17 protein-coding genes are annotated in these 17,554 nt (G+C 42.4%); all 17 read left to right on the top strand.

The window, feature by feature from the left end; all coding sequences use genetic code 11:
- Nucleotides 1-78: 78 nt before the first annotated feature.
- Entirely contained in the window at nucleotides 79-633 is a 555-nt protein-coding gene (locus ACR30L_RS07860; RefSeq protein ID WP_435234491.1) for a transglycosylase SLT domain-containing protein, read from the top strand.
- Nucleotides 630-995, top strand: coding sequence for a hypothetical protein (locus ACR30L_RS07865; RefSeq protein WP_435237470.1), 366 nt, complete (start codon nucleotides 630-632; stop codon nucleotides 993-995). The genes ACR30L_RS07860 and ACR30L_RS07865 overlap by 4 nt, the downstream gene beginning before the upstream one ends.
- On the top strand, nucleotides 946-1,179 hold the full coding sequence (gene lysC / locus ACR30L_RS07870) for an Rz1-like lysis system protein LysC (protein WP_435237471.1): 234 nt from the start codon (nucleotides 946-948) through the stop codon (nucleotides 1,177-1,179). The genes ACR30L_RS07865 and lysC overlap by 50 nt, the downstream gene beginning before the upstream one ends.
- Complete coding sequence (locus ACR30L_RS07875) at nucleotides 1,154-1,369, top strand: HP1 family phage holin (RefSeq protein ID WP_435234489.1); 216 nt, start codon at nucleotides 1,154-1,156, stop codon at nucleotides 1,367-1,369. The genes lysC and ACR30L_RS07875 overlap by 26 nt, the downstream gene beginning before the upstream one ends.
- A 177-nt stretch (nucleotides 1,370-1,546) precedes the next feature.
- Nucleotides 1,547-2,023: a DUF1441 family protein gene (locus ACR30L_RS07880; RefSeq protein ID WP_435237472.1), complete on the top strand. Its 477-nt coding sequence runs from the start codon at nucleotides 1,547-1,549 to the stop codon at nucleotides 2,021-2,023.
- Nucleotides 2,020-4,122, top strand: a complete 2,103-nt coding sequence (locus ACR30L_RS07885) for a phage terminase large subunit family protein (RefSeq protein ID WP_435237473.1) — start codon at nucleotides 2,020-2,022, stop codon at nucleotides 4,120-4,122. The genes ACR30L_RS07880 and ACR30L_RS07885 overlap by 4 nt, the downstream gene beginning before the upstream one ends.
- On the top strand, nucleotides 4,119-4,328 hold the full coding sequence (locus tag ACR30L_RS07890; RefSeq protein WP_435234486.1) for a hypothetical protein: 210 nt from the start codon (nucleotides 4,119-4,121) through the stop codon (nucleotides 4,326-4,328). Before ACR30L_RS07885 ends, ACR30L_RS07890 begins: the two co-directional genes overlap by 4 nt.
- 7 nt (nucleotides 4,329-4,335) lie before the next feature.
- Nucleotides 4,336-5,778: a phage portal protein gene (locus tag ACR30L_RS07895; RefSeq protein ID WP_435237474.1), complete on the top strand. Its 1,443-nt coding sequence runs from the start codon at nucleotides 4,336-4,338 to the stop codon at nucleotides 5,776-5,778.
- The gene (locus tag ACR30L_RS07900; protein ID WP_435237475.1) at nucleotides 5,765-7,759 is read left to right on the top strand and encodes a ClpP-like prohead protease/major capsid protein fusion protein; all 1,995 of its coding nucleotides are present in this window, start codon (nucleotides 5,765-5,767) and stop codon (nucleotides 7,757-7,759) included. The genes ACR30L_RS07895 and ACR30L_RS07900 overlap by 14 nt, the downstream gene beginning before the upstream one ends.
- Nucleotides 7,760-7,835: 76 nt before the next feature.
- Nucleotides 7,836-8,153: a DUF2190 family protein gene (locus ACR30L_RS07905; RefSeq protein ID WP_435237476.1), complete on the top strand. Its 318-nt coding sequence runs from the start codon at nucleotides 7,836-7,838 to the stop codon at nucleotides 8,151-8,153.
- A gap of 5 nt (nucleotides 8,154-8,158) precedes the next feature.
- Nucleotides 8,159-8,458 carry a hypothetical protein gene (locus ACR30L_RS07910; RefSeq protein WP_435237477.1) on the top strand — a complete coding sequence of 100 codons (300 nt, stop codon included), beginning with the start codon at nucleotides 8,159-8,161 and terminating at the stop codon, nucleotides 8,456-8,458.
- 1 nt (nucleotide 8,459) lies between these two features.
- Nucleotides 8,460-9,053 carry a phage tail protein gene (locus ACR30L_RS07915; protein ID WP_435237478.1) on the top strand — a complete coding sequence of 198 codons (594 nt, stop codon included), beginning with the start codon at nucleotides 8,460-8,462 and terminating at the stop codon, nucleotides 9,051-9,053.
- A complete protein-coding gene (locus ACR30L_RS07920; RefSeq protein ID WP_435237479.1) occupies nucleotides 9,053-9,469 on the top strand; it encodes a hypothetical protein in 417 nt (138 codons plus the stop codon). The genes ACR30L_RS07915 and ACR30L_RS07920 overlap by 1 nt, the downstream gene beginning before the upstream one ends.
- A 15-nt stretch (nucleotides 9,470-9,484) precedes the next feature.
- Nucleotides 9,485-10,222, top strand: coding sequence for a hypothetical protein (locus ACR30L_RS07925; protein ID WP_435237480.1), 738 nt, complete (start codon nucleotides 9,485-9,487; stop codon nucleotides 10,220-10,222).
- 122 nt (nucleotides 10,223-10,344) lie between these two features.
- Entirely contained in the window at nucleotides 10,345-13,953 is a 3,609-nt protein-coding gene (locus ACR30L_RS07930) for a tape measure protein (protein ID WP_435237481.1), read from the top strand.
- Nucleotides 13,950-14,336 (top strand): hypothetical protein, encoded by a 387-nt coding sequence (locus ACR30L_RS07935; protein WP_435237482.1) that lies wholly within the window; start codon nucleotides 13,950-13,952, stop codon nucleotides 14,334-14,336. The genes ACR30L_RS07930 and ACR30L_RS07935 overlap by 4 nt, the downstream gene beginning before the upstream one ends.
- The gene (locus tag ACR30L_RS07940; protein WP_435234476.1) at nucleotides 14,337-17,540 is read left to right on the top strand and encodes a hypothetical protein; all 3,204 of its coding nucleotides are present in this window, start codon (nucleotides 14,337-14,339) and stop codon (nucleotides 17,538-17,540) included. It abuts the gene before it with no gap.
- Nucleotides 17,541-17,554: the final 14 nt, after the last annotated feature.

Genomic DNA, 17,554 nt, shown 5'->3' on the forward strand with positions numbered 1-17,554 from the left:
GTCTTTGTCTCTGGTCTGTTTTGCGCATTATGGATTTGATATCAAGTATTAACTTTAAAACGTGGTGGAGTTTGGCGAATGAAAATGATCAAAGTGTTTATCTTGCTTGTCGGTTGGTTGCTTACGCCCTTGTTGTTTGCTTCATCTTTGCATTCGCTTAAATACGAAATGCAATTTAAGACTGCTTTTAGCCGGTACATGCCTGGACATGATTACCGATTACTAAAAGCACAATGTTTCCAAGAGAGCCGCTTTGAACCTCGAGCGGTTTCACCTATTGGCGCCGCTGGCTTATGTCAGTTTATGCCGTTTACGTGGAAGGAGGCACAATCCTCTCTTAGATTTAGTGCTTCCGTTTTTAGTGCTCAGCACAACATTCTCGCTGCCGCTTGGTATGACAGTCAGATGTATCGCTTTTGGTCGAGTCCACGTCCTGTCTTAGATAGATATAATTTGATGTTTGCTAGTTATAACGCGGGTGCTGGCAATATCCATAAGGCGCAAATACGTTGTAATAATGCGCTGTTATTTAATGACATCATGCCATGTTTACCACAAGTAACAGGGCGTCATGCTGATGAAACACGCACTTATGTTAGACGTATCAATGAATATTACCGGAGGCTTAAATGACTCGAGTGTTATTAATCATCATCTGCATAATAAGTTTGTTTTGTGCTTACCTTTGGTTGAGCGTTGATCATCTCACTGTTAAGAATGCAACTTTATTAGATGACATTGCACAATATCAGATAGTTGCAAAGGGTAATTCAGCCACGATTAAACAGTTGAAAGAATCAATGACTGAGCGAGATAGGTTGCTGGCCAAGCAATATAAGACGAACCAAACATTACGTGATCACTTACAGCATAAACAACGAGAGCTCATTCAGCTTGGTGAAGAAGATGAACAAGTTAAAGCCTGGGCTAATCAGCCTGTTCCTGATGCTATTACTCGGTTGCTCAACTCAACCCGAGATAGTGATAAAGACTGAGTATATTACCGCGTTACCACCTACTGCATTGATTCAAGATGTGCCTGCTCCAATATGGAACGGGGGAACCAATCAGGCACTGACTCATTACATCTTATTATTACAGTCTTCTATTGATCAATGTAATAACGACAAGCAATTACTACGGGAGTTTACTCATGAACGATTTACTGACGCGAATTAGCTATTCGTTCTCTGCCTTCCTCTCTGGATTATCGCTTGTTTCACTCAATCATATCGCACTATTACTTGGCATGTTGCTTGGTTTGATGACCTTTATTATCACTTGGGTTTATAAGCATAAGACTTACAAGCTTCAGGTGAAATATGCAAAGTTGCAAAGTGAAATTGATATTGATAAACAAAATAGCTAAGCCTTACATTCAATGAGAAATCCATATAAGTCATTATCAATCAATAGGTTGCAAAGGTACTCCTGGCGCTCTGACACACACGGGGGCGCTGAACTCCCGGTGTTCGGCTGATTTTTGGCTTCTAAGGGCAGCAGCAGCAGGTCACAAAACACCCATTAAATTCACATCGAGATTGGCATGAACAAACCATTGCATCAATACAATATTTCTCAGATTGGAGAGATGCTTGGGTTTGGGCGAAACACAGTTCGCAAAAGGCTTAAGCAGGCAAATGTCATTCCTTCAGGGCGTGAGGGAAATGCCGATTTATATTTACTTTCTGAGGCGGGACCAGCGGTTTTTGAAAGTGCGGGAACAGCTGGATCAAGTGGATCTTTAGTCGATCCTAATTTATTAAAACCTGGCGACCGATTGTCATGGTATCGGTCAGAGACAGAACGCCTCAAATTTGAACTTGAAACCGGGCAATTATGTCTTGCCGAAGAGGTGAGAAACGAGATGGCTAATTTAGCTAAACCCATGTTGGCTGAGTTAGAAATTTTACCGGATATTTTAGAGCGCGATTGTGGTTTATCACCGGATGTTGTTGTGATGATTCAGGAAAAGGTCGATGACCTGCGTAATTCCATTGCTGAAAAGGTGAGCCAATTATGAATTATGCCGATCCTGTTAGTATCCGTTTAGATATCGCACAAAGTATTGCCGCACCATTACGTATGCCCGTTGCCGAAGCGGCAGAAAAGTTTATGCGCGTTCCTAAAGGTGGTGCAAATTCAATTCCTTGGGATGCAAGTCTAGCGCCTTATGTGATTGAACCGATGAATTGCTTAGCGTCGCGTGAATATGATGCAGTTATTTTTGTCGGTCCAGCCAGAACGGGAAAAACGAACGGGTTGATAGAGGGGTGGTTAACCCATGTATTAATTTGCGATCCCTCGGATATGTTGATTGTTCAATTAACCGAAGAGAAAGCGAGAGAATTTAGTAAAAAGCGGGTTGATCGCTGTTTGCGTGTGAGTCCTGAACTTAATAAACGGTTAAGTCCATTTCGTAATGATAATAACGTACACGATAAAATATTCCGTGACGGTACCTATTTGAAAATTGGGTGGCCCTCAATCAATGTATTGAGTTCATCCGATTATCGTTATGTTGCATTAACCGATTATGACCGTTGGGATACCGATATTGATGGTGAAGGGGATGGTTTTTCATTAGCTAGTAAACGAACGACGACGTTTATGAGCTCTGGTATGACAATGGCAGAAAGCTCTCCGGGCTTTGATGTTGAAGATCCCCGTTGGCGAGCAAAGACACCGCATGAGGCACCACCTTGTGAGGGCATTATTTCTCTTTATAACCAAGGTGATCGCCGTAAATTATATTGGCAGTGCCCACACCAAGACTGCCGAGAATATTTTCAGCCTGTTTATGAAACCTTTGCGGGTTATGACAAAGCCCCCGATGCTAAAACCGCATCCGATGGTGTTTATATGGTTTGCCCCCATTGCGGTGGTCGAATTGATAGTCATCAAAAGCGCGGGCTTAATAAACAGGGAGTTTGGTTAAAAGAGGGAGAAGTCATTGATAAACACGGGGTGGTGAGTGGAGAGGCGCGTAAAAGTCGCATTGCCTCTTTTTGGATGGAAGGACCCGCAGCGGCTTTCCAAACATGGAAACAAATAGTTTATAAGTATTTAAGCGCCGAAGAAGAGTATGAGCTGACCGGCTCACAAACAAAACTCAAAGCGGTGACCAATACAGACCTCGGTAAACCCTATATTCCCCGTAATGGTGTTGATAATTGTACCGTTGAAGAATTGATGGCGCGTGCTGAATCAGGTAAAAAGCGGCTTGTTCCACGTGGCGTTCATTTTCTGGTTGCGACCATCGATGTACAAGGGGGGAGACGCTCTCGTTTTGTTGTTCAAGTTATTGGTTATGGAGTCAGTGGTGAACGTTGGCTGATTGATCGCTATAACATTAAATATTCAACAAGAAGTGACGACGATGGTGTGGTTGAACGAATCAATCCTGCAGGTTATGCAGAAGATTGGGATCTGCTCACCTCGGACGTTATCCATAAAACATATCAATTAGATGATGATTCTGGTCGTCGAATGCCCATTCAATTTACAGCCTGTGACCATGGCGGCGAAGACGGCGTTTCTGATAATGCTTATAAATATTATCGCCGATTAAAAATGACAGGGTTACATCGTCGTTTCTTTTTAGTGAAAGGGGCGAGTGCGGTAAACAGTAAAATTATTAGACAAACGTTTCCGGATAATACCAATAATTCAGCACGTAAAGCCAAAGCCTTTGGTGATGTGCCGCTGTACTTACTGCAAACCAATGAATTAAAAGACAGATTAAGCGCCGCATTAGAGCGTGACCAAGCTGGGCCGAATTATATTCATTTTCCTGATTGGATAGGGGAATGGTTTTATGAAGAGTTAACCGCTGAAGTACGCAGCAATGGTAAATGGACAAAAATATCCGCGCGGGCACGTAATGAAGCGATTGATTTGTTTTGTTATGCGAACGCGATTTTATTACTCAAAGGCTACGACAAAATAAAGTGGGACAATCCACCTGCTTGGGCAAAAGACTGGGCAACAAACCCAAATTTATTAACCAATGAAGCAGCCAATCATGTCGCCGTTAAAACGGAGCCTATTCCTAAACCGAAGAAGAAAAAAGCCAGTAGTGGGTTTTTATCGAACACCAATAAAGGAAGTAGCTGGTTATGATAACGAAAGCAAAATGTATTGAAATGATCACCAAATATGAGCAAGCAGAAATTGACGTTCTTGATGGTAAGAATGTCATGATCGGCAATCGTATGTTTCAGTCTGAAAGCCTTGATGCAATTCGCGAAGGGCGACAGGAATGGGAACGACGACTATTACGATTTAACCGCCGCAGTACATCACCTAAAACGGTTCGTTTTATTTAGGACTTCTATGAATTTATTTGAAAAAAGCATCTTGGCCATCGCGCCTGGGTGGGCGTCGTCACGTTCAGAAAATAGACATAAAGTTCGCGCTTATGAAGCTGCTACACCGAGCCGTGTGCATAAAGCTAAAAAAGAAAGTCGCAGTGCTAATCAAGCTGTTTTTGCGGCGGGTAAATCGCTCCGTGAACAGGCGCGTTGGCTTGATGAAAATCATGATATATCGATTGGAATTTTGGATAAGTTTGAAGAGCGTGTAATTGGACCAAGTGGCATTATGATTGAGCCACAACCGCGTAAATTAACCGGTGAAATTGATATTAAACTGGCTGAGCAAATCAGTGAAAAGTTTAAAAACTGGAGTTTAAAACCGGAAGTGACAGGGCGCTTCACGCGTTCGCAAATGGAACGATTGGTTTTACGCTCCTGGTTGCGAGACGGTGAAATGTTCGCTCAACAACTTAAAGGTAAAGTCGCCGGTTACCAATACTTAACCAGTACCCAATATGCGATTGAATTATTAGAAGCCGACTTTGTTCCCATTGTGAGTGATCTTAGTAAACGAATTAACCAAGGGATCCAATTAAACGCGTGGGGCCGCGCGACCGGATACCATATTTTGTATGATCACCCCGCTGAAGCCTTTAGCACCAAAAGCAAAATAGTACCTGCCGATAAAATGCTGCATTTAGCCTTGATAAAACGCATTCACCAGATACGAGGAGTTACTTTATTTCACGGCATTATTACGCGATTAAGTGACCTTAAAGAGTACGAAGAATCCGAACGTGTAGCCGCACGAATCGCGGCCGCGTTGGGTATGTACATTAAAAAGGGCTCTCCTGATTTATATGAAGTTGAGAATGCAGCCGAAGAGCCCCGTCATTTTGATTTGGCACCGGGTTCAACATTTGATGAATTAAAACCGGGCGAAGAAGTGGGGATGGTCGAATCTAATCGTCCTAGCGCTCAGGTCGTGCCTTGGCGAAGTGGGCAATTAAAGGCGGTTGTTTCTGGTGTGCGGGGCAGTTATAGCTCAGTTGCGCGTGATTATGGCGGATCTTATTCGTCACAGCGTCAGGAATTAGTTGAATCCACAATAGGCTATGAAGTCATTCAAGATGAGTTTGTTGCGCAATGGTCTCGCCCTGTTTATCGCAACTGGTTAGAGATGGAATTACTCAATGATTTAACACTGCCTGCAGATTTAGACCATGACACATTATTTGATGCACTTTATTTAGCGCCTTCGATGCCTTGGATAGATCCCAAAAAAGAAGCAGAAGCATGGGCGACCTTAAAAGAAAACCGTGTCGCAAGTGATGCTGAATGGATCCGCAGTCGCGGTAAATCACCGCGTGAAGTTAAACGTCAAGTGGATGCTGAACAAGCTGAAAATCCTACCCCAATTAATACGACAACCAAGAAGGAAGAAAACCTTGAAAAAGAATAAATCCGGTCTATTTATGCCGAAAGCCAACGCGAGTGATGTTCCTGCTAATTCTTGGTTTTCAATTAAGGCACAAAGTAATAACAGCGCAGTGATTAAGCTGTATGACGAAATTGGTGGCTGGGGCGTCACCGCAAAAAGCTTTGCCCAAGAGCTGGCAGCCTTAGGTGATATTAAAAATATTGAACTGCGCATCGACAGTCCAGGCGGCGACGTATTTGAAGGGATTACCATTTACAACTTACTAAAAGGTATTGATGCCTATGTCACTGTTTATGTTGATGGATTAGCAGCTTCAATGGGCAGTGTTATTGCCATGGCTGCTGACAAAATAATTATGCCAGCGACGGCTTTTATGATGATCCACAAGCCCTGGGGTGGACAAGTCGGTGATGCCGATGACCTACGCGCCTATGCCGATTTACTCGATAAAGTAGAGGTGACGTTATCCGAAACCTACATGAAAAAAACCGGATTAAGTGCCGACGCAATCGCCGATTTATTAAAAGAAGAAACTTGGTTCAATGGCGCCGAAGCGGTTGAAGCAGGCTTTGCGGATGAATTAAGTCCTCAATCCCAAACCACGCATTATGCAAATTCAAAACGAATGGAGAATTACAACATGCCAGAAAAACTAAAAGCCATGCTCAAACCTAAAGCATCCGTTAATCCAGCTGCTTCACATGATACGCCAGCACCTAAAAGTGAAGCTGACATACTTGCTAAAGTGCAAGCAGATGAAACAGCACGTCGCACCGGTATTAGTAATATTTTTGCTAATTTCGGGGGTAAACATAAGGCATTAGAAAATGAATGCTTATTAGATATGTCCTGCAGCATCGATGCCGCGAAAGATAAAGTATTGGCGTTCTTAGGTAAAGATACCACACCGGCAGTGCCACAGGACCAATCGCACATTCATGCAGGGAACGGGAATATTGTTGGCGATAGTGTGTCTGCAGCCATTATGGCGCGAGCCGGTCACCAAGCACGCCAAGCAGATAATATTTACAATAACTATAATCTGCGTGAATTAGCGCGTGCCTCATTAGCTGATCGTGGTATTGCCTGTGCAACACAGTCTCCACTGGCCATGATTGGCATGGCATTTACCCACACTAGCTCTGACTTTGGCCAAATCTTAATTGATGTTGCCCATAAATCATTGCTTAAAGGCTGGGAAGAATCTGAAGAAACCTTTGAAAAGTGGACCAACAAAGGCACCTTGAGCGATTTTAAAACATCAAATCGCGTGGGCTTAGATGAACTGGGTTCATTACGAAAAGTGAAAGAAGGTGCTGAATACAAATACATTACCGCCTCTGATCGCGCTGAAAAAATTGCATTGGCGACCTACGGTGAGATTTTTTCAATCACCCGTCAAGCCATTATCAATGATGATTTATCAGGATTAACCCGCATTCCAACCATGATGGGGCGCGCAGCAAAAGCGACCATTGGTGATTTGGTTTATGCCATTTTAACCAGTAACCCAAAAATGAGCGATGGTGTTGCCTTGTTCCATGCTACTCACGGCAATGATGGTGCCGGTGCTATTAATGACATCACCAGTCTTGATGCATTGCGTCAAAAAATGCGTAAACAAAAATCGGGACAGCGTAATTTAAATATCCGTCCTGCGTTTATCTTAGGTCCAACGGTTTTAGAAGCACAGGCAAATCAAACCATTCGCAGCGCGTCCATGAAAGGGGCTGATGTGAACAGTGGGGTGATCAACCCATTACAAAACTTTGCGCAGTTTATTGGTGAGCCGCGTTTAGATGATGATAGCGCGACCAAGTTCTACATGGCTGCTGCGCAAGGGCAAGACACCATTGAAGTAGCTTACCTTGATGGTATCGATACGCCGTATATTGAACAACAAGAAGGCTTCAATGTGGATGGGGTATCAACAAAAGTACGTATTGATGCCGGTGTTGCGCCATTAGATCATCGTGGTTTTGTCCGTTCAACGGGCGTTTAACTTTCCCCCCCCTCAACTAGCCTCTGATTTTCAGGGGCTTTTTATTCCCTAAATTTCAAGAAAGAGAGAATTAATTATGGCTAAAAATTATGTAGCACCGGGTAACACCATGGATGTTGTCTTAATCGCTAAAACCCAATCAGGCGATCCGATTATTGTTGGTAAAAAAGTCGTGATTGCGGCTATTGATGGTGAAATTGGCGATGCTATTACCACCAATACGTGTGGCGTTTGGCAGTTACCAAAAGCGGCTGGTGCCATTGAGCAGGGTGCGAGCGTTTACTTGACTGGCGACGGGAACATTACGACAACCGCAACGGATAATACCTTAGCCGGTTATGCCTATGCCGGCGCGGCAAGTGGCGATGATTCGGTTATGGTTAATATTGGTTAATCGATATGGGCTTTAGCGAACGGTTTGCCCTTAAAGAGCAAAAGGCATTAAAGCGTGTGGGGGATACTGTGACTTATCATGAATATGATAAGCCAAGCGTTGAGACCTTTGCCATTATCGAATTGGACGTCGAGCATCCTGGTGAATATGGCACCGATACGCTGACTGAAATCACCTTATCGCGTTTAAGCCATCCCAATATTGCGCGTAATGATGAAGTGACGTATGGGAATACGGTTTACCGCCTCACTAAAAAAATACGCGTCGAAGGCAGTCTCATTACCTACAGTGGTATCGAGGTTTGATATGTTTGAAGATGATATAAAGCGTGTTCAAACACGTATTAAACAACTTAATACTGAAGTAGATAAGGCCCAAGTAGGCGCAATTAATCGTGCAACGCGTAAAGCCTTAACTCTGGCGGTTAATGGTATTAAATCACAAGTTAACCTGAAAGCTCCCTACATACGTTCCAAACTCAAAGTGTATCAACAAGCGACAACTCAAAAACCCGAAGGGCAATTGGGCGCAGCGTCGCGAGGTGTATTACTTGATCAGTTTGATGGTCAGCAAATGGTGACTAAAGCCAAACACCCTGAACGGTCAAAGGGTGACCCTTTACGCGGTATTGCATCGGGCTATAAATCCAAAGGAGTGACGGTTAAGGTCAAAGCAAAAGGGGCTGCTAAGTTTATGCCCGGTTTTTATATTCCACTTAACAATGGTAATGGTGCAAATGGCATGGCAATCGCTGTACGTACTGGTCGTGGAAAGAAAGATTATAAAGTGTTGTATGGGCCAAGCGTGTCGCAAACATTTAACTATGTTCGTAACGATATTTCAGCGCAAACTCAGGAGATTGTGGTTTCTGAATTACTCAACGAATTGGAGTCAATATAATGAATGAACCCCTAACCATATTGCAGGTGCGAGATGAAATTAAACAGCGTCTCGATACCATTGAAAATATTGAAGTGCGCAGTGGTTATTACGCCATGTTTACTGATATTAAGGCGCGATTAGCGGTTATACAGTCCGATATTGAAAGCTTGGATATACGTAATCAACAAACCTATAAAGCCTCACGTCAGCTATACATTGTGTTATCCGTCCCGATGAAGCAGGGCGCCTTTGATGAACTCGAACAACTGCTTTTTGATGCTCGATCAGTCTTATTTACCGATCGACTTAAAAATTTAAATGGTTTAGTCGTTTCATTCAAAGCATCGGGGGATTGCGTCTTTGAGCCGGCAAGTACGGGCAATTTCATAACGGCAACGATACCCGTTACCGTGGTTTACACACAAAATCTTTAATTAATAGGATAAATTATGCCAACAATAGAAACAATTAATGAGCAGTATATCGGTTCGGGTATCGTCTATGTAGACGGACGTGATGTCGGTAACGTGAGTGCGCTAGATTTTGCACTTGAAATAGAAACAAAAACCCGTCCTTCTTACCGCCCTGGTGGCGGCAATATTGCCTCGGTAGCTCGCGTTCGTAGCGTATCTTTATCGGCAACACTTGATTCATTTAATAATTCAAATCTCGCTTTGTCGTTACGTGGTGTGGTAGATGTTAAAGCATCTAAAACGTTAACTGATGAATTGGCCATTGCGATTGTCCCTGGACTCGTTGAAACCATTGAAATGCTCGATACCACAAAAGAAGTCGTTGTGAGAAGTGGTGAAGATGACGTTGATAAAACCTACGTCAAAGGGACGGATTTTGAGATCACTGCGGCCGGTATTAAACCACTTTCTTCGGGTGAAATTACCGAAGGGCAAGCACTTAAAATTAGTTATACCACGCGCGCAGCCTCTGCATTACAAGCACTGGTTGAATCAGGTAAAGAAGTGAAGATGATCTTCGATGGTATTAACGATGATAATGGCAGACCTTCTATTGTGAAGGTGTACCGTTGGAAACCCTCGCCCATGGAAGGCTTAAGCTTGATTGGTGATGATTATGGAGAGTTCACTCTCTCTGGTGATGTTCTTGCCGACGACACCATTACCGCTACGGGTAAATCTAAGTTTTTTGTGCGAGAAGCCGCTAGTGCTTAATTAGTTTGTATTTACTCAAGTAGTTACCCATCAATAACGCCCCGTCAATGTTTACATTACGGGGCTTTTTTATGCCTATTCAACAATATCAATAATGCAATTTTAACGTCACAGGGTGCTATATGAGCCTCAAAGAAACACTGATCTCCTTAAAAATTAAAGCAGAAAACCTACTGTCTAAAGATGCCGATGATGCGTCGCAATCCTTGGAAACGTTACAAGGGAAAAGTAAAGCACTGCGGACTAATTTGAAACTATTAGAAGATCAGAAAAGCCTGATCAAACAATTTCAGTCGCAGCAGGCTGCTGTTGATAAAAATACGATTGCTTATACGCAATTGAGTGAGCGCGCTGTTGCGTTGCGTAAACGAATTGATGAAACAGGCGATCCAACGGGGCAATTTGCTGTTCAACTAGAGCGGACTGAAGCGGCTGCTAAAAAATCCGCAGCGGCATTACTGATTAAAACCACTGCGTTAAATAAAGTAAAAACAGGCTTAGACAAAGCCAATATTGATACCAACAATTTAACCAAAGAAGAAAAACAACTCGCTTCGCAGGTCACTAAAACAAAATCAGTCCTAGGCAAGTTTGCAACACAAATGCGCGGCTTAGGCAACGAAACCGAAACCACCGAGGCTAAATCTAAAAACTTTTCCTTTGTTAAAGCGGCATATTGGACAGGTGGCGTGATTGGTATCACTACACTGTTCAACAAAATTAAAACCCTTGGCGTGGAAATGCTCACCACGGGCGATAAGTTCGAAGGACTGCGTATTCAAATGGATGCGTTAATGGGGTCCGTCGAAGCGGGCGAACAGGCCACAGAATGGATCAAAACCTTCACCCAAAATACGCCGTTACAACTTGAGCAAGTTACTGAGACCTTTGCGCGCTTAAAATCCTACGGATTAGATCCCATGGATGGCACCATGCAAGCCATTGTTGACGCCTCTGAAAAGATGGGCGGCGGTATGGAACGTGTCGAAGGTATTTCATTGGCATTAGGTCAAGCCTGGGCTAAACAAAAGCTACAGGGTGAAGAAATACTTCAACTGGTTGAACGTGGCGTACCTGTTTGGGATTTATTAGAAAAAGCAACGGGCCGTAACACCCTTGAACTACAAAAATTAAGCACACAGGGCAAACTTGGCCGTGATGTGATTAAACAGTTAACCGAAGAGATTGGTAAAAGTGCGGAAGGGGCCGCCGCCGCAAACATGGGCCGGTTATCGGGTATCGTTTCTAATTTAAAAGATCAGTATCAGATATTTCTTGATACTGTTGCGAAAAGTGGCGCCTTAGATTACGCAAAAGAGCAATTAAGTTTATTGAATGCCACGGTGAAAGAAATGGCAGCCGACGGTTCATTGAAAGCATGGGCACAGCGTATTTCAGACAGCCTAGTTAGTTTTGTTGAGGGCGTAAAATCAGCGAGTCAATGGCTCTATAAGTTTAAAGATGCGATCATTGATGTGGGCGCTGCCGTGCTTAAAATCAAACTTGCGCAAATGTTTTTGGGCTTTGGTGTTGCTGCGACGAAAGCGGTGGCATCGTTGTTTGCAGTTCAGGGCGCAATGACTAAAACAGCGGCTGTGTCTGCAACATTAACCTCCGCATTAAAAGTGGGTTTAGCTGGCGCGCTAACATTTACAGCGACGCAAATTTATCGGGTCGTTGATGCTTATCAGCAAATGAATAAAGCGGAAAGTGCTGCTCAGCAATCCGCAGAGTTAGCAAAACAAAGCACTATCGAAAAAGAGGCCAAACTAAAAGCATTATCAAAACAGATTGGTATCAATATTACCAGTATGAAAGCGTTCCTCTCTTTGGAAGAGAAAGGAACCATTGTTTTTGATGATGCAACACAAAGTTATCGGTTATCTAATGAAGCATTAGCCGAGCAAGCTGAGCGCCAAAAACAAAACGCACAGGTAATGGCCGACTCAAGCATTCCCATGGTGGAACGCTTAAAGTTAAAGTTTGAAGAACTACAACGTTCGGGTACCGATGCAACCACCGCCATTAGTGAATTAGTTGATTCTATCGATGTTGATAACCCAGACAGTATTCAAGCAGTTGTCGATGCCCTTGCAACGTTAAAATCCCAAGGCCAAATCACCGCTGAGCAGATTGAAACGGGCCTACGACTACAGCTTAAAAACTTAGATGACAATGAACTCGCCGCGTTAAAAGAAAATGCGCCGAATACGTTCGATGCGCTCGGTATTAGTATCAGCTCAGTGGTTAACGAAGTGGATCCACTTCGGGCACAATTTACTGCATTAGGTTTAGATTTAAATGTGTTACGCGGTGGGCTTACCGAAACAGGACAAACCGCATTGACTGCGTTTAGTTCAATTAGCACTTCAGCAACAGCGTCATCGAATGAAATAGTGAGTGCCTTTGATGCCGTATTAACTAAGTTAAGCACAACATCAGAAGTGGAAATGTTACGCGCTAAAATTGAGAAATTAGGCGCTGACGGTAAAGTGTCAGGTCAACAGCTTAGCGATATGTTGGATAACCTTACTATTAAAAGTGCCACGGTGACGCCAGGCATTAATGCGATTGAAGAAGCCTTTGATTCATTAGGTGTGGAGTCCCAATCTTCACTAGCACTTACGGCGGAATCATTACGTAAATCTTATGAATTAATTAAAGCCAATACCACCTCTATTGATGATAAAAAAGCTGCTTTTATTGCTTATGCGAAAGCGGCAATTGCTGCAAATGATGGTGTCATTAGTTCTGAAATATCCATGCAAGCTGCGGTGCTTGGCGTATCAGAGCTGCTTAAATCATCTCGAGATAGTGTTGTGACTAATATTGTTCAAGGTGGTGCTGTTATTCGAGAAAGTACTCAAAAAACAATCGATGACTTTAATGCTGAAAGACAAGCAATGGATGAGACTGCGGAATCTTCAGGTACGTTAAAAAAACGATTCCAAGTTATGGCCGATACCACCGATGTGTCTGCTTTTTCATTATCCGAACTAGAAGCTCAACTTCAAAAAGTGGAAGCGCGGATGGAAAGCAACGGAAATGTTTTATTTGGGTGGCGTGCTCAGTTGGCCAGAACGCAAACTGAATTCGATAAACAAACCGTCTCTGTTATTGAACAAACAATTAGACTGCGTGAATTAGAAGCGGCCCTTGATGCCACTGAAACACCTAGCCAAGCATTAATTTCACGGACTGAAAGCTCGATTAAATCATTAAAAGACCTCGATGCAACTCAGTTAACTAATTTATTCAGTCAAATTGATACCGCAAAAGAAAAATTACAGGATCTAGAAGACACCGCAAAATCGACATTATCAAGTGTACGAGATGAGCTTGATACCTTAAATGGCAATGATGAAGCGGTTGAACAACGGGAGTTAGCAAGTAAGTTGGCCGATTTAGACGAACAACTTGCAGAAGCGGAAGCCTCTAACAGTAAACAAGCTATTGCTGATATTGAAAAAGCAATTCAATTAACGAAAACATTATACGCACAAAAGATAGACGCCATTCGCGCTGAGAAAGCAGAAGCGGAAACTACGTCTGATTCATCAAATGATACTGATATAGAAACCACTTCCTCTAGCACCGATGAAAGCGAAACCACTAAAAGCGTTAATCTGACTCTCAATATTGGTGGTGAAACAGTTACGGTTCCGACGACGGAAGCTGGCAGTGAAGATCTCCTTTCCCTATTAACCAAAAATGCACTGGTGACAGCATGATCACATTAAACGATATAACACTTCCTAGCGGTCTCCGTTGGGAAGCTGATTTGGATTACTGCGCGATTAAACAAGAATCAAAAACATCGATTACCGGACGTCTTATTTTAAGTCGAGGTGAAATGAAAGAGGGGCGTCCTATTGTGCTGCAAGGTAATGGCAATGCTTGGTTAACACTCGCGGAAGCAACCACCATTAGTAATTTACGTTTAACCCCTCAAGTTATGTCGTTGAATTATCACGGTACGACTTTCAATGTCCGATGGGATTATGGCGATGCAGAACACTTTGTTGCTACGCCATTATTTGACACTGAAGATGCAGAAGGTGATGACGACCAATACACGCTTGAAACCCTAAAACTAATCGAGGTCTTAGACTAAATGACAATTTATAAAGACGACATAAAGCTATTTGAATCAAAAGTAATGACCGATGAGTCAGACGGTGGCGGTGCGATGACCGACCAGGAAATTATTTCTGGTGAGCATAATTCTATCTTTCCTGATATTTCGGATTTAGACCGTGCTTATGGTGTTGTAAATATTCGTTCAGTTCATTTAAAGGTTGATGCAGACTCGGATGAAACTTACTACGGCTCAACTATAGGGCTTTCGGAAACACCTGTCGATGATATGGTTGAAGTTACATTAATGAGCGTTAATGACCCTTACATCGAGCGAGAAGAGACTGCAGATTTGATAGAACAGTATCTCACTGTCGGTGCGAAGTACGGCGGTGAACTTTTTTATGACCATATTAAAGGACAGCGAACCATTAAGCTCATGCAACGTACCTCTAGAGATGTACCGAATGCGGGGGACGTTTTGGTGGTATCCGATTTGGAAAACGATAGTGAGCAATATTGTCGTTTAATCAATGTTAGTTCAGAAATATTAGATTTTGAAATACAAGTGTACGGCGCATTTGACCTTAAAATAGTAACTTGTGAAATATCAGAACCTTTGCGATATGGGTTTAAAGGTGGAACACCAAACCCGTACATGAGTCAACTTAGTTACTCTAGGGTTTATGAGGTTTCAGTAGCAGACGCTAGTAAATATTACGGTACTAAACAACTTTCTGATAATGGAACCTTTGGCAGTAAATCAGTTCAGGTTGAGGGCATTTATAATCAATTAGTGCCTTCTGCACGTATCGACAATGCGATTGTGAATCAACCTATCGCAGAATTAGTAGATGCAATTGCAAACACTAGCGCAGATGGAACAAGCACGACCACTGTTCCGATGTTCTTAGAATCTCAATCATTACTTGTCGATATAGAAAACCAAGGGTATGTCTATGTTCAAACACTAATACCAACACCTTCGCTAGGTACGTTGATTGTAAAATATATGACGCAAGGTAATTGGTATACATTAACAGAAGATGGCACAGGAGCCTTAAGGGGGGAGGATGAATCTCACGGCGCAGGCACACTCGATGCTTTTGGTAATGTAACAATTACGACAGGAGCATTACCAGACGTTAAAAGCGAAATTATTTTTCAATGGGGCAACGTCAATGCAAATAGTGAACTTGTTGGAGATAGCGATTTTGAGTTAAATTCTAAAGTAGTTGCACAAATACCGACGGTCCCAAACAGTGCTGATATGACATTTACTTGGGATAATGGGGACAAGGTAGCTGTTTGTACCGATAGCGTTATAACTGGCGATGCGACTGGGTATGTCAAAAATAATCGAGTTAATTTCACACCAAATATATTGCCGGAACCAGGAACAATAATAACTTCTGTTTGGAGCGAGAACGTAGGTGGTGTTGATATTATCGAAGATGTTAACACATCAATGGAAGTTACAGAAAATGATACTGACTACATGTTTAATGTTGGTACAAGTAAACACCCCAATTCAATTTCAATCATTATCTCGCCATCAGATTATTCAGATGAGAATGACAGATCGAATTACACATACGAAACAAAAGCGATAACGTTATTCTTTAATGCTGATTTAGGTCGAGTATTGAAGTGGAGAGAATCGGCACTTGATGACTCATTGGCCTGGACAACGCAAGTCGGCACCTACAATAGCGCTACAGGTGATGTGACAATATCTAAGGACCTCCTTACCTCTTACTTTACGCACCGAGAATGGGGTAAAAAGCTTTCTTTCTTTGGTGGCTGGACCGTCATAAATACAGATAGAGTTAGCGTAAAATGTAATATGGTCGAGTCTATTCTAGATTTTGAAAAGGCAACGGTAACTGGGACCACAGCGCCTATAGAAAGTGGAACTTTTGACTTTACTCTAGACCAGGTTTCAATATGGATTGACCACCAAAACCGAGAGCTTGTTGATGATAACTTAGTTTTAAATTTTAACGGAGACGAAATAACAGTAAGCGAAGGATTAGCAAAAGTAAGAGGTGCGCAAGTCGGCACATTTGACCGCGATACAAATCTTTTAACATTAACACAGTGGAGTGAAGGAGACGATAGTATAAGTGTTGTTTCAGGCGTATTTAAATATCTAAACAAGTCTTACTTACAGGATGCAGTTTTTATTACAAAAGGGAACCCTGTCGCGAATAGATCGTTACAAATAAATGCAATAACTGCAGACGGTACCCACCAACTCGGTACGGCAGATGAAAATGGTGTAATTTCCGGTGGCGGTTTTTCAGGGACAATAAACCATGAGCTAGGTATTGTTAAATTGTTTAATGAAAATCTGGTTGAAGCCTTAGATATTAAATACAATTGTGTTAGCTATAATTACCTCCCGTTAGATGCAGATCAAGTTGGTATAGATCCTATTAAGTTGCCGTCAGATGGCCGTGTGGTTATCTTTGAAAAAGGCGATGTAGTTGTTGTTTATCAAGATAATAATGAAACAGTTACAGTTGAAGCGGGTGATACAGTTCAGCTTGAAGTTAGGCTTGCGACTTGTACGACAACAGCGAGTGATGCAGGTATTGATCTAGACGCTGGTACCGTATTCTTCCCTACTGATGGAACTTTTGATATTGAATATCGTTTCGAGGATATAGCTTTACTCACTTATGTTGATATTTCAGGAGCCGTTAAATTATCAAAATCATTATCTCATAACTATGACTACACCAAATCAAAAATGGCATCACTATTAATTGCAGGTGATCTTTTTGCTCGTTACACCAACTTGTTTGATCAAAAGTCTTGGTCCGGTGTTTTTAGTGACAAGCTAATAGGGAGCGAAGCCACTGTTGCTTATAACGACACGTTATACCCTATAAAAGTAACAAATGACGGTTGTATCACTGAGCGCATGGCTATCGTATTTACTTCAAGCACAGCATTTAAGTTGATTGGGGAGAACATCGGTCAAATTGCTGTTGGTGATATCAATACTGATTTTGCGCCTATCAATCCCGTTTCAGGGAAACCATATTTCACGTTAAATAAGTTGGGTTGGGGTGCTGGGTGGTCCACTAACAATGTATTACGATTTGATACATATGGTGCTGTTTATCAGCTCAATGTAATTAGAACAATCTTACAGGGCGATCGCACTAATGCATTAGAAAGCGATCAATTTGCCTTGCAGATTCGAGGCAATATCAACAAAGTAGTTATCTAAAATGATTTTATGAT

Origin of the sequence: Psychromonas saccharinae, assembly GCF_051201515.1 — a bacterium.
GTDB lineage: Bacteria > Pseudomonadota > Gammaproteobacteria > Enterobacterales > Psychromonadaceae > Psychromonas.